This window comes from Turicibacter sp. T129, from assembly GCF_025594975.1.
Classification (GTDB): Bacteria; Bacillota_I; Bacilli_A; order MOL361; family Turicibacteraceae; genus Turicibacter; species Turicibacter bilis.
The window spans coordinates 1-25,069 of sequence record NZ_JAMQUU010000019.1 but is presented as its reverse complement, the minus strand read 5'-3'; the positions used below and the strand labels follow the sequence as shown (position 1 = coordinate 25,069).

Annotated in this window: 23 protein-coding genes, 1 pseudogene and 1 riboswitch; of the genes and pseudogenes, 5 read left to right on the top strand and 19 right to left on the bottom strand. The window is 34.3% G+C overall.

From position 1 onward, the window contains the following. Positions 1–30: 30 nt before the first annotated feature. Positions 31–131, bottom strand: a riboswitch (purine riboswitch). Between the two features lie 699 nt (positions 132–830). The 3 genes from aspT to NEH75_RS04185 all read right to left on the bottom strand — a co-directional run bounded on the left by aspT (position 831) and on the right by NEH75_RS04185 (position 4,892). Beyond that, a complete protein-coding gene (aspT, locus tag NEH75_RS04195; protein WP_068759097.1) occupies positions 831–2,510 on the bottom strand; it encodes an aspartate-alanine antiporter in 1,680 nt (559 codons plus the stop codon). 319 nt (positions 2,511–2,829) lie between these two features. After that, positions 2,830–4,395 (bottom strand): glycerophosphodiester phosphodiesterase family protein, encoded by a 1,566-nt coding sequence (locus tag NEH75_RS04190; RefSeq protein WP_262940883.1) that lies wholly within the window; start codon positions 4,393–4,395, stop codon positions 2,830–2,832. A gap of 101 nt (positions 4,396–4,496) precedes the next feature. Continuing rightward, positions 4,497–4,892 (bottom strand): RrF2 family transcriptional regulator, encoded by a 396-nt coding sequence (locus tag NEH75_RS04185; RefSeq protein ID WP_212723973.1) that lies wholly within the window; start codon positions 4,890–4,892, stop codon positions 4,497–4,499. 171 nt (positions 4,893–5,063) lie between these two features. Here NEH75_RS04185 and NEH75_RS04180 point away from each other — a divergent pair, with 171 nt between their 5' ends. After that, positions 5,064–5,501 (top strand): globin domain-containing protein, encoded by a 438-nt coding sequence (locus NEH75_RS04180; RefSeq protein WP_055242694.1) that lies wholly within the window; start codon positions 5,064–5,066, stop codon positions 5,499–5,501. Between the two features lie 53 nt (positions 5,502–5,554). On the opposite strand, the pseudogene NEH75_RS04175 reads toward NEH75_RS04180, so the two are convergent. From NEH75_RS04175 to NEH75_RS04160, 4 genes and pseudogenes are all read right to left on the bottom strand, one after another. After that, positions 5,555–6,379, bottom strand: a pseudogene (locus tag NEH75_RS04175) (Rpn family recombination-promoting nuclease/putative transposase). Positions 6,380–6,454: 75 nt separating this feature from the next. Beyond that, a complete protein-coding gene (locus NEH75_RS04170; RefSeq protein WP_262940884.1) occupies positions 6,455–6,631 on the bottom strand; it encodes a hypothetical protein in 177 nt (58 codons plus the stop codon). Between the two features lie 111 nt (positions 6,632–6,742). Next, on the bottom strand, positions 6,743–6,910 hold the full coding sequence (locus NEH75_RS04165) for a hypothetical protein (protein WP_201023074.1): 168 nt from the start codon (positions 6,908–6,910) through the stop codon (positions 6,743–6,745). A 181-nt stretch (positions 6,911–7,091) separates the two neighbouring features. Then, positions 7,092–7,274: an SGNH/GDSL hydrolase family protein gene (locus NEH75_RS04160; protein ID WP_055242696.1), complete on the bottom strand. Its 183-nt coding sequence runs from the start codon at positions 7,272–7,274 to the stop codon at positions 7,092–7,094. 301 nt (positions 7,275–7,575) lie between these two features. Between NEH75_RS04160 and NEH75_RS04155 the strand changes: the two genes are divergently transcribed. Further along, positions 7,576–7,872: a nucleotidyltransferase domain-containing protein gene (locus NEH75_RS04155; protein ID WP_055242698.1), complete on the top strand. Its 297-nt coding sequence runs from the start codon at positions 7,576–7,578 to the stop codon at positions 7,870–7,872. Beyond that, entirely contained in the window at positions 7,853–8,248 is a 396-nt protein-coding gene (locus NEH75_RS04150; protein WP_055242700.1) for an HI0074 family nucleotidyltransferase substrate-binding subunit, read from the top strand. Before NEH75_RS04155 ends, NEH75_RS04150 begins: the two co-directional genes overlap by 20 nt. Before the next feature lie 85 nt (positions 8,249–8,333). Here NEH75_RS04150 and NEH75_RS04145 read toward each other — a convergent pair whose 3' ends face one another. Next, positions 8,334–11,573: an SNF2-related protein gene (locus NEH75_RS04145; protein WP_262940885.1), complete on the bottom strand. Its 3,240-nt coding sequence runs from the start codon at positions 11,571–11,573 to the stop codon at positions 8,334–8,336. Positions 11,574–11,698: 125 nt separating this feature from the next. On the opposite strand from NEH75_RS04145, the gene NEH75_RS04140 reads away from it, so the two are divergent. Then, on the top strand, positions 11,699–11,947 hold the full coding sequence (locus tag NEH75_RS04140) for a DUF1653 domain-containing protein (protein WP_055275129.1): 249 nt from the start codon (positions 11,699–11,701) through the stop codon (positions 11,945–11,947). Between the two features lie 112 nt (positions 11,948–12,059). Here the strand turns inward: NEH75_RS04140 and NEH75_RS04135 are convergent, their stop codons facing one another. Then, complete coding sequence (locus NEH75_RS04135) at positions 12,060–12,587, bottom strand: DUF1836 domain-containing protein (RefSeq protein WP_212725698.1); 528 nt, start codon at positions 12,585–12,587, stop codon at positions 12,060–12,062. 16 nt (positions 12,588–12,603) lie between these two features. Next, entirely contained in the window at positions 12,604–13,455 is an 852-nt protein-coding gene (locus NEH75_RS04130) for a DegV family protein (RefSeq protein ID WP_262948558.1), read from the bottom strand. A 236-nt stretch (positions 13,456–13,691) separates the two neighbouring features. On the opposite strand from NEH75_RS04130, the gene NEH75_RS04125 reads away from it, so the two are divergent. Continuing rightward, positions 13,692–13,928, top strand: a complete 237-nt coding sequence (locus tag NEH75_RS04125; RefSeq protein WP_055275134.1) for a hypothetical protein — start codon at positions 13,692–13,694, stop codon at positions 13,926–13,928. Positions 13,929–14,053: 125 nt separating this feature from the next. On the opposite strand, the gene NEH75_RS04120 is transcribed toward NEH75_RS04125, so the two are convergent. The 9 genes from NEH75_RS04120 to NEH75_RS04080 form a co-directional block, all read right to left on the bottom strand. After that, entirely contained in the window at positions 14,054–14,899 is an 846-nt protein-coding gene (locus tag NEH75_RS04120) for a cysteine ABC transporter substrate-binding protein (RefSeq protein WP_262948557.1), read from the bottom strand. Between the two features lie 15 nt (positions 14,900–14,914). Beyond that, positions 14,915–15,655, bottom strand: coding sequence for an amino acid ABC transporter ATP-binding protein (locus tag NEH75_RS04115; protein ID WP_317452416.1), 741 nt, complete (start codon positions 15,653–15,655; stop codon positions 14,915–14,917). Between the two features lie 9 nt (positions 15,656–15,664). Further along, positions 15,665–16,342 (bottom strand): amino acid ABC transporter permease, encoded by a 678-nt coding sequence (locus NEH75_RS04110; protein ID WP_212724168.1) that lies wholly within the window; start codon positions 16,340–16,342, stop codon positions 15,665–15,667. Next, positions 16,323–16,982 carry an amino acid ABC transporter permease gene (locus tag NEH75_RS04105; protein ID WP_212724169.1) on the bottom strand — a complete coding sequence of 220 codons (660 nt, stop codon included), beginning with the start codon at positions 16,980–16,982 and terminating at the stop codon, positions 16,323–16,325. Before NEH75_RS04105 ends, NEH75_RS04110 begins: the two co-directional genes overlap by 20 nt. Positions 16,983–17,542: 560 nt before the next feature. Further along, positions 17,543–18,922, bottom strand: a complete 1,380-nt coding sequence (rlmD, locus tag NEH75_RS04100) for a 23S rRNA (uracil(1939)-C(5))-methyltransferase RlmD (RefSeq protein WP_262948556.1) — start codon at positions 18,920–18,922, stop codon at positions 17,543–17,545. Positions 18,923–19,048: 126 nt separating this feature from the next. Continuing rightward, positions 19,049–19,888 (bottom strand): hypothetical protein, encoded by an 840-nt coding sequence (locus tag NEH75_RS04095; RefSeq protein WP_147614391.1) that lies wholly within the window; start codon positions 19,886–19,888, stop codon positions 19,049–19,051. Between the two features lie 52 nt (positions 19,889–19,940). Next, positions 19,941–21,134 carry an L-serine ammonia-lyase, iron-sulfur-dependent, subunit alpha gene (locus NEH75_RS04090; RefSeq protein ID WP_262940888.1) on the bottom strand — a complete coding sequence of 398 codons (1,194 nt, stop codon included), beginning with the start codon at positions 21,132–21,134 and terminating at the stop codon, positions 19,941–19,943. 62 nt (positions 21,135–21,196) lie between these two features. Next, the gene (gene uvrB / locus NEH75_RS04085) at positions 21,197–23,170 is read right to left on the bottom strand and encodes an excinuclease ABC subunit UvrB (RefSeq protein ID WP_055305988.1); all 1,974 of its coding nucleotides are present in this window, start codon (positions 23,168–23,170) and stop codon (positions 21,197–21,199) included. Between the two features lie 194 nt (positions 23,171–23,364). Then, the gene (locus NEH75_RS04080) at positions 23,365–24,789 is read right to left on the bottom strand and encodes a S41 family peptidase (RefSeq protein ID WP_055305987.1); all 1,425 of its coding nucleotides are present in this window, start codon (positions 24,787–24,789) and stop codon (positions 23,365–23,367) included. Positions 24,790–25,069 lie beyond the last annotated feature (280 nt).

Here is a 25,069-nt window from a genome sequence, read left to right as displayed (position 1 = left end):
TAGTTACCTCCTTGCGATAGAGCGAATAATCTCTGTTCTATCTCTTCTCATAGTCCGATTTTTTACGGAAATCGGGTAGAAACTTACGCACCATATTTGCGTTATATATGAAAATAACCTTGATAACTACCGTCATTATATCAAAATTTTATACATTTTTACACCATTTATGTAAAAAATTGTATATATATGTGTGAAAAATCCAGTTTGAAAAATGAAAAACACCCCTTTGTGAAAATTAAATTCGGTATTTTCAAAAAGAAAAAGGCATTAAACCCTAAGATTCAATACCTTGATTAATAACTTTTAAACTTCTTAAATATCGTGTTCCCTGCGCTAAGCAAATCGTCAAAGACGATACCTTAGCTTTCCTCAACTGGGTCACATAGCGATTGTCTATGACAATCTTATCTATAATTGCTAGGGTAATTTATTTGTACTTTGTATTCACCCCATTAATTGAGGAAACCAGCTACGCAGGGTGGTCCTCGTTCATATATCCCTAAAATATAATAAATTTGATTTCTTTATTTTCTCTCTCCCCTACTTAAAAATACCATTCAATGTTATTAACTAGTCATCTATTTTAAAATGAGAAATCTAATGAGACATATTTATACCGTTGAAATGAAAAAAGTATTTAATATAATTTGATCTACAACTATCAATCAACAACCTTGATATTCTCCCACCACAGGTAAGATAGCTAAAAGCTTTGCTACTTAACTTTAGAGCTACACTAAATCAGTATTTAAATTTAGATAAATTATAATAGAAAAAGCCTTAGATGAGAAGTCAAATGACTTCCAATCTAAGGCTTTGTTATTATGTTAAGAGAAAAACATCACGATTAATGATCCCCAAACGGTTAATAAAATATTTCCTACTGTATATGGGATTGTGTATCCTAGAACAGGCGCATTACTTTTTGCTTTTTCACAAAGTCCACCGACAGCAGCTGTTGTTGTTAAAGCCCCAGCTGTTGCCCCTAATATAACGGGAGCTGAAAATTTAAATACATACTTGCCAAGGAAAATTCCTGAGAAAGTGGAAATAGCTGTTACCATCATTCCAGCTAAGAAGAAACTCAATCCCGAACTTTGTAATCCATCCACAAATCCTGGTCCTGCATTAATTCCAACCACTGCAACAAAGGCAGCTAAACCAACGTTACTTAAGAACCAAGTGGCACCCGATGGGATACGGCCAATCGTTGGACGACGGGAATGAAGGTATCCAAAGATTAGTCCCATAATCAACGCTCCACCACTTGTTGATAACGTAATACCAATCTTACCAATCATTAAAGATGGAACACCGATTAATCCACCGAATAAAATTCCAAGACCAACAAACGTCATATCTGTTTCATCTGATTGACGAACAGGCTTCCCGATACGAGAAACTAATCCTTCAACATCATCAACAGGTCCTGCTAACGTTAAGACATCATGTTTATCAAGCTTCGTCTCTAGCGTATAAGCAACCTCTTCACCTGCACGCTTAAGTTTAGAAATAATAACTCCTCGTGTTAAATCATTGTCTTGGATTTCTTGAATAGATCTTCCGATAATCGCTTGATTTTTCACACATACATCTAACGATTCTGTTCTAAAATTAACTAATTGATGATCATAAATTTCTTCTCCTAAATCAAGAAATTTAATGTGTTGTACATCCTTCTCTTTAAACGCGATCGCAAGACAATCATTTGTATGAATAAGAGTGCTTGTATTAGCTTTAAACACCTGATTATCACGTTTAATCTTAACAATAAAGCATCGAATATTTTTTTGTGATAACTGTGCTTCAATCTCAGAAACAGTTTTCCCTGCATATTCATCATTGACTTTATACATACGATATAAAACATCACTTGCATGTGAACTAACGAACTCATCTTCAAATGATTCTTTCGCTTGTTGATCTAGTTCTAAACATTCTTTTTCTAAATCAACACCTAAAATCTTTGGTCCGAATGTCGTTAAAATAAAGGTACATCCAAGCGTCCCAAAAATATAAGTAACAGCATATCCAACTGGCACAAAGTCCATCATCTGTTTTTGATTTGAAATATCCATCTTAGAAATAGCATCTTGGGCCACGCCAATAACAGAAGATTGCGTTAAAGCACCAGCTGCAAGTCCTCCAGCTTGTCCTGCATTGAACCCCATCAGTTTCCCAACAAGGATGGCTGAAATTAAACCTATCACACAAACGATAACAGCAAAAATCATCTGTGGAATTCCTTCTTTTTTCAATCCCTTAAAGAATTGAGGACCTGCATTATATCCTAATGCAAATAAAAATAATAAGAAGAAAACAGCTTTAACCGTATTATCGACTGTAATTCCTAACTGACCGACTAATACACCTGTTACTAATACACCCGGTACTGTTCCAATCTTAAATGAACCTATTTGAATCTTTCCAATCGCATATCCGATGGCTAGTGTTAAAAATAATGCTAGTTCTGGATATGATTGAAGGATTTCAACTAACCATGACATCTCTTTCACCTCATTTTAAAATATTGAAAGCAATCACTATTTAAATTGCTTTCCTCTTAATACTCATCATGCGATTTTTCCTCGTTGATTGACCATTTCTGTTGCTTTTTAAATCTACACATGGTAGTACAAAAATGAGGTACTTCATTTATCCTCTCGAGTCAAATTCTCACGTTTTGTCGAAAAATCATTTATTGTGCCGAGTCTATTATAATAGCATTTTCATCAATGTCAAGAAACAAGTTGTAAATTAATGTATAAAAACATTAAATACACCAAAAAAGGAGCTTTCAATTCTGAAGGCTCCTTTATAGCTTGACTACATATATTCTATTTTAATACGAACGTCTCGGAGCATGAAATGGGAGTTACTCATACTCCAGGATCCTATCAAGACATTATAATAGTCTTTATTCCCACTCACTTGATTCATCACGATAAACTGGCAATCAACATATCCCCAATCATTAATAGCCTTTGTTTTAATACTTCGCTCAATCGTCGAAGCCTCATCCATCTCAATATATTCAAGTCCTGCTCGAACTTCATCGCCTGAAATATTTCGATAGAAAAACGAGATACTCACAACATCACCAACATTTAACCCTGGCAACTTAATTTGTAACATCTTCTTAGCTTCATGATTTCCCCGAATCTCTAAAATTCTCCCCGTCTCTCTCCACATCCATTCATTTTCACCTTGATTATCAATGGATGAATGAATACACGTCACATAATTTACACGATGATCAAATAAATAACTTTTTACTTTTCCGCTACTTTGTAACGCTTGATTATAAAGCAAAACATTCGTACTAATGCAATCAACCCCCATATCCACTAAGTTTTGCATCTCTTCCCCATGATCAACCGTCCAAGTATTCACGAGTACTCCCTTACTATGTGCATAATCGACCATTTCTTTTGAAACTTGCTTTTTATAACAGTCAATATCCATGTCATATCTCGCACAATAATCAATATTTTCTATGGTCATCTCTGCTAACCACTGAATATTTACTTGATGATTTAATTTTCGAACCTCTGTTACAATCTCTTTTGAAAAAGAAATAATCACCACATATTGAAGGCTTCCCCACTGAGCAACAACCTCTAACAATCGAGCCACACTCTTCGGTTCAATTTCTTTTATCTCAATCACCGGTACTAATCCCCATTTTTTACAGACTGCTAAATACTCCTCAAGCGTTGGAATCCTTAGATGAGGATACTTTTTCACCTGATTCCCACCATTTATAATAAGTTCTTTTAACTCATCCAATGAATAATGTTCCGGTTTTCCACTTCCATTTGTCATTCGTTCTAATGTGTCATCATGCAGTAACACAAACTCCCCATCTTTTGTTTCATGAATATCACATTCCGCCCCATAGTAACCATATTTCCCTGCTAACTCATAAGCTAGCAACGTATTTTCTGGTGCTAATGAACTTAGACCTCGATGTGCAATCATTCTTATCTTTGGTGATAACGTCGATTTCTTCACATCAGTCGCCCTCATCTCTTGATCACCTAGCGCCAATGGATGGGGAACAACCAAGTAAAAAGAAGCTGTGCCTAAACACTCCTCGTCAGGCCCATACACCATTATTTCACATGGTATACGTACATCAAAATCACTTAAATAATTAGTTAAATTTAAAGACACACTTCCTACTTTATTTGAAACAACTTCACATCTATTAAAAACACTTTTCCCATTCGTCTGATTCGCACAAACCTTAACTCGGTATCCTGATAAATCTAGTACTTCTTCTTCACTAAACAATTTAACTTCAACCTGACTTCCGTACTCATCATATCGTATCCGACAAATCGTTTTTTTACTTTCGTTTAACTTTAAGCGAACATACTTCTTATACATCCTCTTCACCCCAGTCTGTATATTCTCTAAATTATACAAAATTCATGGCCCATATATGCAAAAAAACTCCATTAGACCTGTCTGGTTAATGGAGCACTTTTTTATAGTAAATCGGCTAATGTATACTTTGAAAATTCTTTTATAAATTGATTGAGGGCTTGAGAAGAAATGTGCTTTAATTTACATCCTGATGACATTAAAGGACAACTCTCTGGTTTACTGAAACATTCGACAATGTTCATATTATCTTCCGTCACCTTTAAAAGATCACCTAGATTAATTTCACTTGGTTTTAACCCGAGCTTTAATCCACCAACACGACCTTTAATTGAAATAATATAATCCGTTTTTCCAAGATGATGGATAACTTTTTTCATATGATGCTCTGATGTATTTAATGCCTTTGCTAACTCATCAACGGTACATAATTCATCACTATGATGAGCTAAATAAATGAGCGCTCGAAAACTATAATCACTAAACTTTGATAATTGCATATTAAACACCACCTTTGTTTCAATTATACAACAGAAACTGTCTTCACTTGAATGAAAACAAGACTTAAAAATCCTTCATCATCTTAAATGTGCATTTTATTTGCACATTTAATTTCTGTATGTTATTCTATCACTGTCAGTAAGAAAAACAATGAATAAGGAGAGATTTATATGTTAGATCAACATACAATTGATATCATTAAAAGTACTGTCCCTGCATTAAAAGCGCACGGTTTAGATATTACCACAACATTCTACAAAAATATGTTTGAACAAAATCCAGAAGTAGCACCTTTATTTGATATGAGTAAACAAAAATCAGGGGAACAACCAAAAGCATTAGCTATGACAGTTTTAGCAGCTGCACAAAACGTTGATAACTTAGGCGCTATTATGCCCGTTGTACAACGTATTGCCATTCGTCACTGCGACTGTGGAGTAAAAGAAGAACACTACCCAATCGTAGGAAAGCATTTATTAGAGGCTATCAAACAAGTTTTAGGTGAGGCTGCTACAGATGAAATTATCGATGCATGGGCAAAAACATATGAAGTCATTGCACAAGTCTTCATCGATGCAGAAAAAGAAATTTACGCTTCTCGTGCTTAATTTAAAACAAAAAAATCCCCTACCAACTATTTAGGTCAGGGGATTTTTTTCATCTATTCTTTTCTTAAATTATCAATGACCTCAGACGAGAGTCCCGTCATTTTACAAATCGTTTCATTATCTAGAGACTTTAATAAATTTCTTGCTATTTCAAAAGCTTTATTTTGCTCACCTTTACACTCTGCCTCATTCAAAACACTTATGTTATCTTGTAAAATTTTAGAACGCATTTCATATAATAAACGTTCCTCCCTATTACTATTCATACGGATAAGTTCATCCTTTGCTTCCCGGATTTCCTCAATACTCATCTCTAATCGACGTACAGCCTCACTTTCAGGATCGATTAAAAACTCAGTCCAAGCGACTAACATATCCTTAGCATCACTATTTTTCGGAAGTTTAGGAATCTCTATAAAATGAACTTCCATAACATCTGTTAACTCCTCATGCGTTTCTAACTCTTTAAAACGATAAGCAGTATGAAACTTCTCTGATCTTAAATATTTAAAATTCAAAATATTAATACAAATCGTTCTATTTAATTGAGAATAATCTTCTCCATTACTTAACTGCTCTTCATACATCTTACTTAAATAGTAGAGGCTCCTCTTAATCATGTTATATTCATTCTTCAACTGAATTTCAATATTGATAATCTCCTGATTACTTGTTGTTGCTTCAACATCTAATCGAGAATATTTATCCTCTAAAAATTATTTTTCTAAATCTGTCCCTTGAACTTCTACTCGAGTAATTTTATTCACTGGTTTTAAGACTGCATTTAAAAATGAAATTAATACTTTAGGGTGCTTATGTGAACCAAAGATATTTTTAAATACAAAATCAACTTTAGGATCCAATAAACCTCTACTCATCTTAAACCTCCTTAAAAATCAAATATAACCTTTGCCTCTATTATAACGGATATTAATTGATTTTTAATCAATAGATTATATTAAATCTGACTCTAAAAAAGCTTTAATAATTACTACTTCCGGAGGATTAATATTCTCTTGTAAGTCATCTAAAGAGAAGAATTTTAAATCCTTTGCTTCTGCCGCATCTTTTTTCAAGTTTCCTCGATAATCAGTGCAACTATAAGTCGCGATGAAATTTATATACTTCATCCCCATTTGGATATCCGTAATAAAACTCCTCACCTGAAAATATATTAAACAAAGTTAATCTTTTAGCAATGAACCCACTCTCTTCATATAATTCTCGCTTCGCGACTTCTTCTAAACTTCCAGAAGTTCTAAAGTTCCACCAGGCAATCTCCAACAATTATTGTCGTGTCTTAGCTTAAGCAAAAGACGCTCATTCTCATCTAATAAAATTACATTAGCTCCCCCCATCACAATGGGTTGTGAACCAACTAATTGTCTTAAATCCATTATGTATCCCATAATCACTCTCTCCTTTTATAATTCCAAACGTTTGACTCGATACTTAAACATCAATTCATACACCTTATCAGTTGGATGCAAACCATCTCCTTCTGCCATTAACACTTCAAAACCTCGTTTACATCAGCCTGTTTAAACAAACGATTCTCATAACTATCGTCTAATGTGGTAACTGAATTTGTCAGCAATAAAATAACTTCTTTATTATATTTTTTAACTGATTAATAATAGCTACTAAATCATGAAACAAAATCTCCATTTCATTAAAAAGCTTTCGATTATTTGTACCAATCATCAGTAACACCACATCATCATCTACCTCAACTAATTCCGATAAGTAACTTCTTAATTGAGTAGAATTCATTCCACTTCAACCATTAGTAATCACCTTGCAATCAGAATCATACTTTTTCATTACCCCCTCCATTTTAGCTTTATATTTCATATAGTAAAATACTATTTTAAAAGGAATCACTTCTAACTTTACACTTGAATTTCACTCTTATTGTATACTTCAAGTTGATGTAATAAATCTCATTACTCCAATATCTTTCCATAAAACATGAAATACTCAATGATTATCTGTCGTTATTTTTTACACTTATGTTACAATATGAATATGACATAATTAACTTTTGACTTTTCCCATATTAGAGGTGATATTAATGAATCTAGATAAGCAAATACTAAAAGAAATCGGACAGATTGCGACTCATCACCCAGAAATCCAAAAAATATTATTATTTGGTTCACGAGCTAGAGGAGATAATAGTGAGAGAAGTGATATTGATTTAGCTGTCTATGCCAAAGGATCTATCTCCACGTTTATTGAAGAAATAGAACTTATGACGACGACATTGCTTGAATACGATATAACACATATTACTGAATTAACAGAAGATTATTTTTTAGAACAAATTAATAGAGAAGGAATCGTAATTTATGAGAAAAATTCAATATAAATTTACTAATTTAAAAAAAGCCTATCAAAGACTAGTTGAGGTTGCAAATCTATATGATGGAAAAAATGAAATCATTCGAGATAGTTTGATTCAGCGCTTTGAATTCACATATGAATTAACACACAAAACCCTTCAAGAATTTTTTAAATATTCTGGTATTACAATGGAAAATTCATTTCCAAGAATGATTTACAAAAAAGCTTACGCGAACCATTTGATTGATAATGATAAAATATGGATTAACTTATTAGAAGATCGAAATGCAACGTCCCATTTATACAGCGAACAGATTGCTAATGAAATTGCTCATCGTATTGTTACTGATTATGTTGAAGTAATTGGAAAACTGATTGAAAAATTAGACGAATTAATTTAAGCCCATTATATGATGGGCTTTTTTTACATAAAAAAGGCTTAAAGGATATACACAAATAAACGTATATTTCCTTTAAGCTTTCATATTAAGATTCAAATAGTTCTTGAATATCATCCATTGAAAGATGGGTAATGAATGTTTCGCCTTCTTTAACAAGAGAATCTGATAATTCTAATTTTCTTTGTTGAAGTTTTTCAATTTTTTCTTCGATTGTATCTTTTGCGATTAACTTATAAACCTGAACTTTATTTTGTTGTCCCATTCGGTATGCACGATCCGTCGCCTGATTTTGTGCACTCATATTCCACCATGGATCATAATGAATCACGACATCCGCTCCTGTTAAATTCAATCCCGTTCCACCTGCTTTTAATGAAATCAAGAACACATCAGCTTCACCTTCATTAAAGCGGTTTGCTAAGGCAACACGTTGTTCCGATTTTGTTTCACCTGTTAACGTAAAATAAGAAATACCTAACTCATCAAGCTTTGGTGCGATTAAATCAAACATTGATGTAAATTGTGAGAATAACAACATACGGTGTCCACTGTCTTTACATTCCTGAATTAATTCTAAACATAAATTTAACTTTGCACTTTCATCTTTATAGTTTTCCAAATAAAGTGCAGGATGACAACAGAGCTGGCGAAGACGTGTTAACATTGCTAACATCTTCATACGACTTTGCCCTTCATTCCCTTCTCCAAGTTCAGCTTGAAGTTCTTTATTCATACTGATAAGTGTTGCTTCATATAACTTACGTTGTGCCTTGTCTAACTCACAGTAAACAACTGATTCTACCTTATCTGGTAATTCCGTTAAGACATCTTTTTTCAAGCGGCGTAAAATAAATGGTGCTACTAACTGATGAACACGCGCAAGTAACTTTTCATCTTTATCTTTAATAATCGGATTCTCGTACTGCTTTTTAAACTTCGCATAACTCAATAAATATCCTGGCAAAATAAAATCAAAAATTGACCATACATCTGCAATTGAATTCTCAAGCGGTGTTCCTGTTAAGGCAAAACGGATCTCACCGTTCAGTTTTTTTACCGCCTTCGCATTTTGTGTCGCCTGATTTTTAATATAATGCGCCTCATCTAAAATCACATATTTAAATGCTGCCTCATATTCCTTAATATCACGACGCAGCAAATCGTATGACGTCAAAATCACATCATAATTGTTTAAAGTACTCAATTTCTTGCTGCGCTCACTCACTGTTCCTGTCATCGTCAACACACGTAAATGTGGGGCAAAACGTTCAAACTCTGCTTGCCAGTTGAAGACCAGTGAACTCGGAGTAACAATAAGGCTTGGTTTATCAACTTCTCGCTCGTACTCTGCACACAATAAAGCAATCACTTGTAGCGTCTTCCCAAGCCCCATATCATCAGCTAAAATTCCACCCATTCCATAATCAGATAACGTTCTTAACCAACGATAACCTGTTTCCTGATATGGACGTAACGTCGCTTGTAAATTTTGTGGCAGTTCATATTCCATTTCATCAATTTGTTCAAAATCATTAACTAATTGACGAAAGGCCTTATTTTTCTTAGATTTAACTTCATTTTTTTCAAGCATTCGTTCTAAATAAAGTGCACGATATTTCGAGAGTTGAATTTCATCTTGTTGTAAGTCTTCTTCGGTTAATTCTAAATCCTCTACTAAATTAAAAAACGATTGCATATACTCAGAATCTAACTCTAAAAAGCTTCCATCTTTTAAACGATAATATTTCTTTTTTAATTGATACTGTGCCAACACCTCTTGATACTCGGACACATCAAATGCTAAATCTTCTAATTTAAAAGTCATTAAATCACTTTGTAAACGTACCCCGACTGATACTTTCTTATTCACTTGTTTTGGGCTCATCCCTTTAAAACGTTCCGTCGCATTTACTTCATGCTGTGCAATTAAGGCCGGAACGCCTTGATTCATAAACTGATAAATTTGATGATCATCATTAAGCACCATCTTATCTTTATCAATCTTGAAATCATAAGTTTCAAACACATTCATAAGTTGCACTTCTTTCACTTTATCACGAACAATAGTTGATGGTAACTCGTCAGTAAGTGGATTATACAAATGGCCATTATAACCATATTCTACTTTTGCCTCAACCGCTAAATCATCATTTAAATCTAAATATACTTTACTATCAAGTTGTGGCATCTCATATTTACCTTGTAAATAATTAATGCTATCATCAGTAACAAATGCGGCAATACGTGGATAAATAACAGATAAGAAGTGAGGAATTTGTTCACTTGAAATATATAAGTAGCCACTCATTACAATAATTTCTTTTAAAATTGGGAAGATATAATTAATAAACTCTTCATCCATAAACCATAAGCTATCCTGTGTCAAAAGGAAATAATCCTTTCCTCTACCACGTATTAACATTTTTCCTTTTGTTTGTGTAAGAAGTAGTCCTTTATTCTTAGCTTGTTCAATCTTCAATTGAATATTTGGTCTTTGATTAGTCATTAAGATAGATTTCCATTCGTCTTTTTCAACATAACAATTTAACTTCGTATTAAGTAATAAATCATGTAATTCACGCAATTTCATAGAACTTAGCAATAAACTACGACGTTCCGAGTTTGGTAATCGATACTGCTGTGTAATAAACTGTCGGTCCTTTACTATCGATTTCACAAAATTTAGAATTTTTAATGATTGCTCATCAAAACGACGAATATCATGATTAAAAGTTAATTCTTTTCCATAAATAAATTCTGATTGTGTATCTATTCGATTAATAAAATCAAACAAATCTTTAATAACATAAAATCGTTTTGTTCCGATCGATAACTCTAATTTTGTTACCTCACCTTCAAATCTTAACTTAGGAATTAAAGATACGGTGGATGTATCTTCTAAATTCATTCTCACCTCTTGAACTAATGAATCTTCATATTGATCTAACAATTGATTAATCGTATTTCTTTGATAAAATACTATAGCATCCTCCCAAGAAATACGACGACTTTTTTGTTCATATTGTGCTTGAAATAGCATTGCTACAACATGTATACAACATGATTGATAGTGATGTGATGCTGGACAGTCACAACCGATACTTTGAATGTTTCCTTTAGTATCGAAATCAGCTTCGGCATGATACTCTCTTCCAGTAAAGTCATGAACAATGGAACAAATTTCATAAGGAGCATCGGAATTTTGAGTTTTTAAAAAATTAATTGTCTTAACAGCTCCAGAATCATGCAAGATGTTCCCGTTATAAAAAATTGAGTCAAACCTTGCTATACGTTCAATCAATGAATCACTTAATTTTAATTTCATAAAAAAAATATCCTCCTAAAACATCTCCTATTATATCAATTATAGGGACACTAATACAAATTTAAACATGAACAAGAAAAAAAGCTATATAATAAAGAAGATAATTGAAGCAAGGAGGTTTTAATGTGAGAGATATTACAAATTCAAAAGGAAAAATCTTTAGACACTTTAAAGGTGATTTATATTTAGTTGAGGATTTCGTCAAACATTCAGAAACGCAAGAAACCATGGTTCTTTATCGAGCCCTATACGGTGAATGCGGCCTTTTCGTACGACCTTATGGCATGTTTGTTGAAGAGGTTCCTGAAGGAAAAGTAAATCCAACCGGACAAAAATATCGATTCCAAGAATATGAAGTTAAGAGCGTCAAATAACTCTACAAAAAAACTCCTACTGAGACTAATTAGTAGGAGTTTTCTTATTTTTTTAACATCTGGTTCTAAAAATCGATCGAGTACTAATTCTTCATAAGAAGAAGATTTTCTTTTATTTGCTTTTTTTTGAAGGTATTGCTTCTTTCTTATCGAGTAAATATTTTTGAATAAATAACTTATGTGCAATAGACATGACAGCAGAGCGTAAAACTTCTGTTTCAAATGTAATATTCTTTGCTGAGTTTGGTTCAATGGATTCACGATTAATAAAAACAAACTGTAAGGCTTTCTCTAATTCAACACAGAAGAAGTCATAAGCCTCCTTTGTTGGATATAAATTCATCTGAATTTTAATCATTTCACAAACTTCTGTTAAACTATAAACTTGTTTAAATAAACAAACGACAATCAAATACGCTAAATGCTTTTCAGTGTAACGACGACCGACTGGTGGAGATACAACCTTTTGTTTGACGTAATTATTTAACATTGTTGGTGTTAATAACTTTTCCTCTGGATTTAAATTTAATGGTTTCAGTACATCTTCGACATACGAAATAACCTGATCCTTGTACAAAGGAATCGTTGGCAATTCATCAAATCTTGGGCAATGAAACTCTAACATTTCTTTATGATCCATAGTTCTTCCTAACTTTCTATTTTAAAATATCATGTTTTTTAATAGCCTGAACTGCAATACATCCTGGACCACCTTGTGCTGTAAAAACGGGTGTCAGCAGCATTACCTCAGTCTCAATACTTTCTATATTTTTAATTATAATATCTTTTGTCTCCATTGCCAACTCTTCATCACATGCATGTGAAATATAAATCTTATATTCATCATTTACGCCTTTCGCTATTAAATCATCACAAATCGCTTGAATTGCTTTTTTGAATGTACGTTTCGTCGCAAACTTCTCTAAACGTGTACTATCCTCAGATAATGTCATGACCGGTACTAACTTTACTAAACCACCAATGCGACCAACCAATGGTGATAAACGTCCACCACGAACTAAATAATCAAAATCTTTCGGAATCAGGAAAGAAGTAGAAGTTTCTATTAGCGATTCAATTTCGCTTACTACTTCAGACTTCGTCTTACCCGCTTCAACTAATTTCACAGCAACATCTACAAGATAACGATGTGGCCCACAAAGCGTCTTCGAATTGATAACTGTAATATTTTCTTCATGATCTACCATTGACTTTGCCATACATGCTGATTGATACGTTCCCGATAATCCATCCGCTAATGAAATATTAATAATCTCCTCATTAGGATATTTTTCATACATCTCTACGACATCTCCAATTGAAGGTTGAGATGAACTTGGAAAATACCCCTCATTAATCATTTCTACTAAGCCTTCAGTTGTTAATTCCTCTAATTCTTTATAGCTTTTATTATTAATCGTTACCGATAGTGGTCTAATATCTAAATGATTTTGTTTTGCCTCTTCTCTTGAATAAAGCGTTGATGAATCCGCCACAATCTTAATCATACTAAGCCCTCCATATATAAAAGTTAATATTTCTAATCAACTTAGTTTTTAATACTATATAATTTAGATTAACACCTTTTGTTTGCATTGTCAATCAAGAAAAAATAAACCTGATAGTTCATCTCACTAAAAATAAAGAAAGCTTGTCATCATTTAAAATCGTTCCCCTTAATTACATCTATCGCTTAATACTCTCGCAACAAACGTACATACTATATTTGATAGGAGGTCAAACAATGAATAATAAACAAGAGCAATTCTTAAATTATATCCTTAAAAGAGTTCAAGATGGAAAAGTAGATGAAGCACAAGCACTTATTAATGAAAACTTCAAAAAACAAGAAGCTGGTACATTTACTCATGCTGATATTGGAGAATTCATTCCTAAAATTACGATGTTGATTAAACCTAACCATGTCGATGAGGTTCACAATGTTATACAAGAATTCGCAGCTACTTTTTCTGAAAAATAAAAAACTGCTCTTAATTGAGCAGTTTTTTATTTTATTGACAACCACATTCAAAATGACTAGTCTAATTCTTCCATAACTATCTAAGTTATCAAATAAATATTCTCATTTCTTATTCACAAAAAATTTTATTGTACAACTCCGCTTTCTACAACAATATTATCCGCATCTGCTGCTTCCCCATAAACTGGAGCTAATGTTTCTTCATAATCGGCATGGAAGAAGTTTTCTTTTCCGAGTTCAACAATTTCATTATTTAACCAATCTAATAAATCTTGATTCCCTTTTTGAACTGCTGCTGCAATTGTATCAATATTTCCTAATGATTCAATTCCAACACTAAACCCCTCATTTTCAATGGCCCATGCTAATACTTCTGTATTATCCGTAGAAAGCGCATCTCCACGACCATCTAATAACGCATTATAAGCTTCGGTGTATTGATCAAATTTTAACAAGTTAACTTCTGGATAATTTTCTGTAAAAAATGTCTCTGCTGTTGTTCCCTTACATACTATTAACGTTTTACCTTTTAAATCTTCTACATCTGTAATTAAAGCCTTATCAGGTGAAACGACACCAAGAGCCACTTTCATATAAGGAAGCGTAAAATCTACTTTTTCTTTTCGCTCTTCAGTCACTGTAAAGTTCGCTAAAATAATATCGACTTTATTAGAAACTAAATACTCTACACGACTCGCTGCTTCAACTGGTACATACTCAACTTCTACCCCAAGGTCTTTGGCGATACGATTACCAAAATAAACATCATAGCCTTGATAATCTCCGTTAGAATCAACGTACCCAAATGGTTTTTTATCACTAAATACGCCAATGACAATTTTGCCACTTTGTTTAATTTCCTCAACCGTTCTTGCTTTTGATTGGCTATCATCCGATGAAGAAGTTTGACACGCTGTAAAAACACCTAACGTTAATAATAAAGTAACCAAACATAATAAACACTTTTTCATTTTCATTCATCCTTTCTATTCAAATTTAAATAGATTTAAAAACTGTTTTGCCCTTTTTGTTTTTGGATTTGTAAAAAATGTTTCTGGATCGGCTTCTTCAATGATTTTCCCTTCATCTAAAAAGATAATTCGATCAGCAATCGCACGGGCAAATTCCATTTCATGTGTGACGATTACCATCGTACTTCCTTCTTTAGCAAGGGAAAGAATCACATCTAATACTTCTCGAACCATTTCTGGGTCAAGGGCAGCTGTCACCTCATCAAACAATAAAATTTCTGGCTTCATACAAAGGGCACGAACGATAGCTACCCGTTGTTTTTGCCCACCAGATAATTGACGTGGATATGCGTTTTTCTTATCAAGCAATCCCACTCGAGCCAGTAATCTTTCGGCTTCTTTAATGGCTTCAGCTTTATCACGTCCTTGCGCTTTTGTAGGTCCTAAGATAATGTTATGTAATACATCCAGATGTGGAAACAATTCATAACTTTGAAATACCATGCCAATTTTCTGTCTAATCAATGGCATTTTCTTACTTTGATGACTAATAAGTTCATCCTCTAGTAAGATATCTCCTGCTTGAATTTTTTCTAGTCCATTAATGCATCGAAGTAAGGTACTTTTTCCACAACCAGACGGTCCTAAAATCACAACGACTTCTCCTTTTTTTACTTCTAATGATAAATCTGAAAAAATAACATTTTGATCATAACTTTTCGTCACATGGTTTAACTTTAATATCGTTTCACTCATAATCGTTTTTTACACCTCCCACCGCTTTTCTAACTTCGTCGCTAGTAATGAAATTGGATAACAGATGATAAAGTAAAGAAGAAAGATAACACCATAAATCCAAAGAGCAGCACTTGGCACTGTTAACCGAGAAGCTTCAATAATTTGTTGACCCACCTTTACTACTTCTACAACACCGATTAGTACAATTAACGAGGTTGTTTTAATCATACGTGTCACTAAATTAATCATCTGAGGTAATAATCTTCGAATCGTTTGAGGAATAATGACATATTGATAAAGCTGTCGCTTACTTAACCCAATCGCAAGTCCTGTTTCATATTGATGTTTTGGAATAGAACTTAATGCCCCACGTACTAAGTCTCCCATTTCTGCAATTCCCCAAAAAGAAAAAACTAAAACTGCAGCGACCTCACCTGATAAGTTAACTCCAAACGACTTACTTAAGCCAAAATAAGCTAAAAACAGTAACACTAATTGTGGAATAATTCGAACGCTCTCTAAGTAGATACGACAGACAAGATTCATAATTCTAGAATTCAGACTCATTAAAATTCCCATTCCAATTCCTAAAATCACTGAAATTAAAACCGAGATTAATGAGATTTCTAACGTAACCCATAACCCCTCTAATAAACGAATAAAATTCCTTCCTTCAAATAAAACACTAATTCCCCACTCCTGCATAGCGCACCTTCCTTTCAATGAAGCTTAAAATTAGAGAAATCGGTAATAACAGCAGTAAGTAAGAAACAACTAACATTAGTAATGATTCATCTGTTTTATAATATAAGCCGATTAATCCTTTAGCGACATACATTAAATCCGCAAGTGCGACAACACTAAAGACAGATGTTTCCTTAATTAAAAAGATTGTATTGGCAGTAAAAGCGGGTAAAGAAACAACAGCTGCCTGTGGAATAACAATGTATCGTAACACTTGCCATTTTGTTAATCCTAAACTTAATCCTGATTCTGTTTGACTTATTGGAATAGCCTCAAGCCCACTACGAAACGCCTCAGCCATATAACTTCCACCTAAAAAAGTTAATCCTAATACCCCGCATGCTTCAGAACTTAAAAAGATTCCTAGCTTCGGCAACCCGAAATATAAGAAAAACAACTGAATTAATAGAGGAGTATTTCTTGAAAGCTCAATATAAACACCAATCACTCTATTCAAAACCGGAATCTTATAATATCGAATGACACAACAAATAAATCCCCAAAAAGTAGATAATAGAATTCCAAAAAAAGCAATACTAATGGTTAACTTAGCAGCCTCTACATACATCGGTGCATACGTCCTAATAAACTCAAAATCCATTATCTCCCTCCTCAATGAAAATAATTTAGATGTATCTGATAATAATCATATGAATCATTTAGACAAAAAATTCCATTCAAAATTTATTAACAACATAAAAATGTATTTAATGCTAATTTTTTACTAAAAAATTAAAAAAGCGTTGAATCTTAAAAGAATCAACGCTTTTTCTATATCATCTACTTACCATTTAATGCTTCCACAGTTATAAATGGAGGATATCCATTTCACACAGGATTTGTTGATGAACCCTTGCATCGGTGGTAGCAAGCATTAAGAAAAAATACTTTTTTATTATCAGTTATTATCTTGATAAGCTCATTTCTTTTCTTAGTTTGTCTGCATATAGTCCTACTAAAATCTCAAATAGCACTTTGGTTACTTTCTATTAATGCGTAAAAGCCTCGTTACAGTCTCGCGCAGGTAGCTGCATTGGGTGGCGCTAATTACATATTACAAAATCTAACTCAAATACTGTCTCGCGCAAGTGGCTTCAGTCCACTCACTCATCACCTTGCTCGACTTCGTGGTGAAGCTATTGCATCGGGTCGGGCTAATGCTTACACGTCTTTAAGTGTAAGCATAGTCACGACCTCGACATGAGCTGTTTGTGGGAACATATCGACTGGCTGAACGACTTCTAGATTATATCCACCATCAATTAAGATTTTTAAGTCACGAGCTAATGTTGATGAATCACATGATACATAAACGATACGTTTTGGTTTCGCTTCTAACATAGTATCAAGTAATGTTTTATCGCATCCTTTACGAGGTGGATCGACAACGATGACATCTGGAATAATACCATTTTCAATCCACATTGGAATTACATCTTCTGATTTTCCAACGGCGAATTGCGCATTATCAAAGCCATTCAACTTTGCATTCATCTTCGCATCTTCAATCGCTTCAGGAATAATCTCAACGCCATAAACTTCTTTAGCATGTTGTGCTAAAAATAACGTGATTGTTCCAATTCCACAATAGGCATCGAATACGACTTCATTTCCTGTTAATCCTGCAAATTCTACTGCTTTTGAATATAACGTTTCAGTTTGTACTGGATTTACTTGATAGAATGAACGTGGTGAAATCGCAAATCGAATTCCATTCATTTCATCATAAATATATGGCTCTCCATATAAAATCTTTGTTTCATCTCCGAAAATAACATTTGTTACTTTTGGATTGATGTTCTGAGCAATACTCTTAATTTGTGGATACTTGTTGATTAAAGTTTCAATCACAGTATCAATGTTTGGAATAGTTTTTGTACGAGTAACAAGTGTTACCATGATTTCGCCTGTCTTGAATCCAACACGAACAATAACATGGCGTAACACCCCTAAATTTAATGACTCATTATAAGGATCAATATTTAAATCACGACATAACTCACGCATGGTATCCACAATTTGGTCTGAAATATCCGTTTGAATTAAACAAGATTTCATATTTGTAATCTCATGACTACGTTTTTGATAAAATCCTGCTACTACTTCACCATTAGCATAACCAAATGGTACTTGTGTTTTATTACGGTAACGACTTGGATCTTTCATTCCTATTGTCGGTAATACATTTGCATCTTCAATATGTCCAATACGTTTTAATTGGTTAACTACCGTATCATGCTTCATTTGAAGCTGTCCTTCATAACTTAAATGTTGAACTTGGCAACCACCACATTGTTTATAAATACCGCATGCTGGCTCCACACGTTCAGGACTTGTCACAAAATAATCAACGGCGCGTCCGAACGCGTATGTCTTTTTAACAAGTGTCACTTTCATATTAATCTCTTCACCAACTAGCGCATTTGATACGAAAATTGGGAATCCATCCACACGTGCTACACCTAATCCATCGTGTGTTAAACTTTCAATTTTCACATCATAATATTCATTCTTTTGAACTGGTACTACTTTCTTCGCCATCATTTATCACCTATATATACAAAAAGTATTTTTACATTTTTAGTTATAATATTAAAGTCTAACAATTACTGAGACTTCTATTTGAATTCTTCATAAGAAGAGGGAGACTATTAGTCTCCCCGTCCTTTATTGCCATTCAAATGTTTCTGTTGTTGTATCGTAAGCACCCCAGCATGGATAAGGTGAAATATTTGTTGGTTTAATCGATTGATCCACCTCTAAATACGGAATTTCACCTAATTCTTCTTCTTCCTCAGCTGTTAATGGTGTTAAAGCATCGATACGTGCTTGAAATGCTGCTTTCTCCTCAGGATATCGTGCTTCATACTGACCAGTCTTTTCATTATAGTCCTTCGGCATGACATTAATATTATTTTGAGCACGCTCAATATTTTTTGCAGTTGGATATTTCTCTGCTTGCGCGACAATTCTTTCTACAATATCAAGACGATGTTCTTTATAATAAGCTAATTCCTCTTCACGATTTGTCTCCACTAATGTTTTAATATCACCTGATGAAACAACAAGTTGTACAGTGTAACCATTAGCAACATCCCCTGCTTGTGCTAAAAACTCAGTTGCTGCTGCTTCGGCGGCAGCACGTGCCTTCTCCACATCAACTCCATCATTAACGCGTACATCAAAATAGACAACTGGTCCTTGAACCGTCACTTTTATTTCTTTTACACCTGATTGGCTTGCACCTACTTGTTCAGCGTTAGAAATCATCGAATCAGTAATAGGTTGCAAGTTCTCGGTACGATAACCGTAAATCGGCTGCCCCGCAACCTTTAGAGGATCTAAGTAAAAATATTTTAAAACATTATAACCGAATAAGACCGTTACAACTGCCAAAACTCCGATATAGCTATATAAAACAACTTGCTTTTTCGTTACATTACGTTTTTTGCTTGGTTTCTTAGCTTCTTCATTTGCCATACAGTCACTTCCTTTACTGTTATTCATTCACTTTAAATATCCTCTATTATACCATTAAAACCTCATAAATCCTAGTCCATTAGCATTCTGCAAAATGTTTCGCAAGCCCGCCTTGAGCTGTTTCACGATATTTTGCCATTAAATCATGCCCCGTTTCTTTCATCGTTTGCATCACTTGATCTAATGTAATCGTATGATACCCATCTGTTAACATCGCATATTTTGCAGCATCATACGCACGTTTTGCTGCAACAGCATTACGTTCAATACATGGTACTTGCACATATCCATATACAGGGTCACATGTCATTCCTAAATGATGTTCAAGCCCGATTTCTGCTGAATATTCACAATGTAAATTAGATGCTCCTTTTAAGAATGCGACAGCTGCCGCTGCCATTGAACAAGCCGATCCCACTTCACCTTGACATCCAACTTCTGCACCTGAGATAGAGGCATTTGTTTTGATTAAATCCCCTACAAGTCCTGCCACAGCTAACGCGTCAACCAATTGCTCATCACTATATCCTTCACGTTCTTGTAAAGCAAATAAAACACCTGGTAAAACACCTGAAGCTCCACACGTTGGAGCCGTAACTACCACATCTCCACACGCATTTTGCTCTGAAACTGCTAAAGCATACGCATAAATTAAAATAGATAAATCTTCTGGATTTGCTTTTGCTTGTTCAAAGAATTGTTTCGCACGGCGTGGATAATTTAACTTTCCTGGTAACGTTCCTTCTGCAACTAATCCATTCATTAAACTTTCACGCATCACTGCTAAAATCTCTTCTAAATAAGGTTTAATATCTGCTTCATAAGCATAAACATAATCAGCTAATGTCCAGTTCTTTTCTTTGCATACGTCTAATACGTCATTCATCGTTGTATTTGGGTAAACACTCTCAACCTCATCGCGAGCTTGTCCTTCTTCAATAATTGACCCTCCACCTACTGAATAAACCGTCCATGTTCCGATTTCTTCATTAGCTTCATTATAAGCAATGAACTGCATTGCATTTGGATGGAAGGGACGGAAATCTTCTGGACGCCATGTAATCTTCACTGGCTTTGGATCCATTGTCTTAATAATAATATAATCCGTTAAATGTCCCTCACCTGTTGCAGCTAAACTTCCATATAATACAGCCTCATAAGACGTCGCTTCAGGATAACGTCCCATAAATACTTTTGCTGCACGAGCAGGTCCCATCGTATGTGAACTAGATGGCCCATTTCCTACTTTATATAACTCACGTAAACTTTCCATAGATTTATCTCATTCCTTATCTTTAGTGACTCATTGCCACATTTATCTTCCTATTAACTCTATTATAAGCCTAACTCAATTTTTAATTCAAGCATTGCATCACGAAGTGTTGCTGCTGTTTCAAAGTCAAGCGCTTTTGCCGCTTCCTTCATTTCATTTTCAAGTTTTTGCATTAACTTTTCTTTATCTTTACGAGACATTTTCTTATCATACTTCGCCTCTTTTTCAACCACTTCAGTTGCACGGATCACATCTCGCACATCTTTACGAACAGTCATTGGGATAATATCATGCTCTTCATTATATTTCTCCTGAATTTCACGACGACGAGCTGTTTCATCAATTGCACGTTGCATCGATCCAGTTACTTTATCTGCATATAAAATAACACGTCCTTCTGCATTACGAGCCGCACGACCAATGGTCTGGATAAGTGAACGATCACTACGTAAGAACCCTTCTTTATCTGCATCTAAAATAGCAACCAGTGAAACTTCTGGAATATCTAATCCCTCACGTAATAAGTTGATTCCAACTAAAACATCATACGTTCCCACACGTAAATCACGAATAATTTCGATACGTTCTAGCGTCTTAATCTCAGAATGTAAATAAGCTACTTTAATCCCTAATTCTTTTAAATAATTCGTTAATTCTTCTGACATCTTAATCGTTAAAGTCGTAATTAAGACACGCTCGTTTTTCTCGATACGTTTATAAATTTCACCGACTAAGTGATCAATTTGTCCACGACTTGGATGTAACTCGATCACTGGGTCAAGTAATCCCGTTGGACGAATAATTTGCTCAATCACTTGATCAGTACGTTCTAATTCGTAATCACCTGGCGTTGCTGATACATAAATGGCCTGATGAATTTTGTCTTCAAACTCACTGAATTGTAGTGGGCGGTTATCTAAAGCTGAAGGCAAACGGAATCCATGATTGACAAGTGTTTCTTTTCGGGCACGGTCCCCGTTATACATTCCTCTTACCTGTGGAAGCGTCACGTGTGATTCATCCGCGACTAATAACCAGTCATCTGGGAAGAAATCAAGTAAACAGTATGGCGTTGCTCCACGCTCACGTAAAGAAAGTGGTCCTGAATAATTCTCGACACCTGAACAGAATCCCATTTCTGCCATCATTTCTAAATCATAGCGTGTACGTTGTTCAATACGTTGAGCCTCTAATAATTTACCTTCTGACTCAAAGTATTTAACCTGCTCCTCTAACTCATCCTCGATATTTTTAAGGGCAATTTTCATCCGTTCTTCACCTGTTACGAAGTGAGAGGCTGGGAAAATAACGACGTGTTTACGTTCACTTAACACTTCACCAGTTAACGTATCAATCTCACGAATACGATCAACTTCCTCACCAAAGAACTCTATGCGAATTGCATTCTTTTCTGTGGCAATCGGTAAGATTTCGACAATATCTCCTCGTACACGGAATGTCCCACGATGGAAATCAATGTCGTTACGTTGATATTGAATACGAACTAACTCATTTAATAAATCATTTCTTTCCATCTCCATTCCAACACGAATAGAAACCATCATCTTTTTATATTCTTCTGGATCCCCAATCCCGTAAATACATGAAACAGAAGCCACGACAATCACATCATTACGCTCAAGAAGTGCTGCAGTGGCTGAGTGACGTAACTTATCAATTTCATCATTCGTCTTTGCATCTTTTTCAATAAACGTATCCGATGATGGGACGTACGCTTCAGGTTGATAATAATCATAGTAACTGACAAAATATTCAACCGCATTATTTGGGAAAAACTCTTTTAACTCACTATACAATTGTCCCGCTAACGTTTTATTATGGGCTAAGACTAAGGTTGGCTTATTCACTGCTTGAACAACATTAGCAATCGTGAATGTTTTCCCTGTCCCTGTTGCTCCTAATAAAACTTGCTCTTTAACACCATTATTTATATTATGAACTAATTCATCAATCGCCTTTGGTTGATCACCTGAAGGCGCATACTTAGAAACAATCTGAAACTTACCATTTGTCATTAAATGTCACCTCACATTAAATCCATTATATCATATCTAAAAATTCATCGCTATCTACTTAACCGCTGGCCTTTTTCTTGCCATTTTAAACAATAAGACTTGCGCTAAAGGACCCTATTCCTCACTTACTATTAACCATTCTTAAAGAATTCATCATAATAAAAATAGGAAGATTCTAAATCTTCCTATTTTTATTATTGCTGCAACATACCAATTGCTTTTTGAAGTTGAGTATCGTACTGCTTATCACGAATTTTTTCTCGTAATGCTAATGTTAATTCGCTCGCTGTTTTATTATCAATTACACCCGTTGCTTCAATACTATGATCCACTTGGAATTCTTTCACAGCTGACACGGTTGATTCATCAAAGTATCCATCGGTTCTTCCAACGTTATAACCTAATGTTTTTAAAATATTTTGAGCATTTTTAATAGCTGTATCTACCATGTCAAATTCAAGTGGTGCTCCGTCTGTTAAATAAACTTGATAATAGTAATAAAATTCTGGTGCTTCTACCTCAATCGTTGGTGTTACCCCTTCTTCATTAATCCAATTTCCATTTGGTGTCTTCCACACTTGAGTTGTAATTTTTAAAGAAGAATGATCATCTAATGGCATCGAAACTTGGACAGTTCCTTTTCCATAAGATGTCGTTCCAATGACATCATATTTGCCAGCCTCTTTCATCGCAGCAGCAAAAATTTCTGAAGCTGAAGCACTACCTTCATTAATTAACGTCACAACAGGATAATCTTTTCCTTCACTTGTTGTTTTGTATGTTGTTCCGCTACCATCACGAGATTCAATTGTTGTAATCACTTGATCAGGTGGAAGGATATAATCAACCATCTCGACTACACTTGTTAAATAACCACCTGAATTATTTCTTAAATCGACGATTAAAGAAGTCATTCCTTGTTCTTCTAAAGCTTCAATCGCTTGCTTAAATTCATTCGCCGTATTTTCTCCAAAAGTTGAAATTTGAAGATATCCAATTAAGTCTTCCCCAGCTGGAATTAATTCTGATTTAACCGTTTCTTGATCAATCGCTTGTCTTGTCACTTCAATAGAAATTAACTCAGGATTATCGTTGCGTTGAATTCCGAGGATTACTGTTGATCCAACAGGACCTTTAATTTTACTCGTTACCTCTTGTAAATTTTGACCGACTACATTTTCTCCATCCACCTCAATGACTAAATCATTTGCTAAAATTCCAGCTTCATCTGCCGGTGAATCAGGAAATGGCGATACAATCATTGTATACCCATTAACATTCGTTACTTCGCATCCAATCCCTGAATAAGTCTCTTCTAAGTGCTCAACAAAATTTTCATAGTCTGTCATTGTAAAATATGTTGAATGAGGATCGCCTAAAGCATCAATCATTCCTGAAATAGCTCCATCAATTAAAGATTGGCTGTCACCTTCATAAAAATAATGATATGTCTTTAATGCTTCATACACTTGATTAATTGAAGCTGTCTCCCCATAATTAGCTGGTGAAACAATAGTTTGAGCTGGATTTTTAGCTGGAAATACTAAAGATAGTAATAATGTAACAACAGCTCCTAAACAAAAGCTTCCCACAAGTTGCAATACTCTCTTACGCTTCATGCAATCACTCCTTTTAATTGAATATCTTCTATACCCTTTATATCATTTCCTAACGATACCAAAAAATGTAGACTTTATAGGATTATCTCTATTTTATCAATTTTTATTTTCTTTGTCATGATTATAAAATGGAATAAATTAGTTTATATTGTGGTTATTTGATATAATGACTTAATTTCATAAACAATCGAGTAGGAGATAATTAATTAATTTAATCATCGTCCTCTCACACCACCGTACGTACGGTTCCGTATACGGCGGTTCTATTTTATCTCTAAAT

Coding starts and splice junctions, on each gene's coding strand:
- NEH75_RS04190 (WP_262940883.1), bottom strand. CDS start 4,395: ATGTATAAGAAGTATGTTCGCTTAAAGTTAAACGAAAGTAAAAAAACG.
- uvrB (WP_055305988.1), bottom strand. CDS start 23,170: ATGACAAATGGTAAGTTTCAGATTGTTTCTAAGTATGCGCCTTCAGGT.
- NEH75_RS04105 (WP_212724169.1), bottom strand. CDS start 16,982: ATGGATTTTGAGTTTATTAGGACGTATGCACCGATGTATGTAGAGGCT.
- NEH75_RS04165 (WP_201023074.1), bottom strand. CDS start 6,910: ATGGGATACATAATGGATTTAAGACAATTAGTTGGTTCACAACCCATT.
- NEH75_RS04115 (WP_317452416.1), bottom strand. CDS start 15,655: ATGAGTGAAACGATATTAAAGTTAAACCATGTGACGAAAAGTTATGAT.
- NEH75_RS04150 (WP_055242700.1), top strand. CDS start 7,853: ATGAGAAAAATTCAATATAAATTTACTAATTTAAAAAAAGCCTATCAA.
- NEH75_RS04185 (WP_212723973.1), bottom strand. CDS start 4,892: ATGCAATTATCAAAGTTTAGTGATTATAGTTTTCGAGCGCTCATTTAT.
- NEH75_RS04095 (WP_147614391.1), bottom strand. CDS start 19,888: ATGAATAACAGTAAAGGAAGTGACTGTATGGCAAATGAAGAAGCTAAG.
- NEH75_RS04170 (WP_262940884.1), bottom strand. CDS start 6,631: ATGAAGTATATAAATTTCATCGCGACTTATAGTTGCACTGATTATCGA.
- rlmD (WP_262948556.1), bottom strand. CDS start 18,922: ATGGCGAAGAAAGTAGTACCAGTTCAAAAGAATGAATATTATGATGTG.
- NEH75_RS04130 (WP_262948558.1), bottom strand. CDS start 13,455: ATGATTAAGATTGTGGCGGATTCATCAACGCTTTATTCAAGAGAAGAG.
- NEH75_RS04125 (WP_055275134.1), top strand. CDS start 13,692: ATGAATAATAAACAAGAGCAATTCTTAAATTATATCCTTAAAAGAGTT.
- NEH75_RS04180 (WP_055242694.1), top strand. CDS start 5,064: ATGTTAGATCAACATACAATTGATATCATTAAAAGTACTGTCCCTGCA.
- NEH75_RS04160 (WP_055242696.1), bottom strand. CDS start 7,274: ATGAATTCTACTCAATTAAGAAGTTACTTATCGGAATTAGTTGAGGTA.
- aspT (WP_068759097.1), bottom strand. CDS start 2,510: ATGTCATGGTTAGTTGAAATCCTTCAATCATATCCAGAACTAGCATTA.
- NEH75_RS04080 (WP_055305987.1), bottom strand. CDS start 24,789: ATGAAGCGTAAGAGAGTATTGCAACTTGTGGGAAGCTTTTGTTTAGGA.
- NEH75_RS04110 (WP_212724168.1), bottom strand. CDS start 16,342: ATGCAGGAGTGGGGAATTAGTGTTTTATTTGAAGGAAGGAATTTTATT.
- NEH75_RS04120 (WP_262948557.1), bottom strand. CDS start 14,899: ATGAAAAAGTGTTTATTATGTTTGGTTACTTTATTATTAACGTTAGGT.
- NEH75_RS04135 (WP_212725698.1), bottom strand. CDS start 12,587: ATGGATCATAAAGAAATGTTAGAGTTTCATTGCCCAAGATTTGATGAA.
- NEH75_RS04090 (WP_262940888.1), bottom strand. CDS start 21,134: ATGGAAAGTTTACGTGAGTTATATAAAGTAGGAAATGGGCCATCTAGT.
- NEH75_RS04145 (WP_262940885.1), bottom strand. CDS start 11,573: ATGAAATTAAAATTAAGTGATTCATTGATTGAACGTATAGCAAGGTTT.
- NEH75_RS04155 (WP_055242698.1), top strand. CDS start 7,576: ATGAATCTAGATAAGCAAATACTAAAAGAAATCGGACAGATTGCGACT.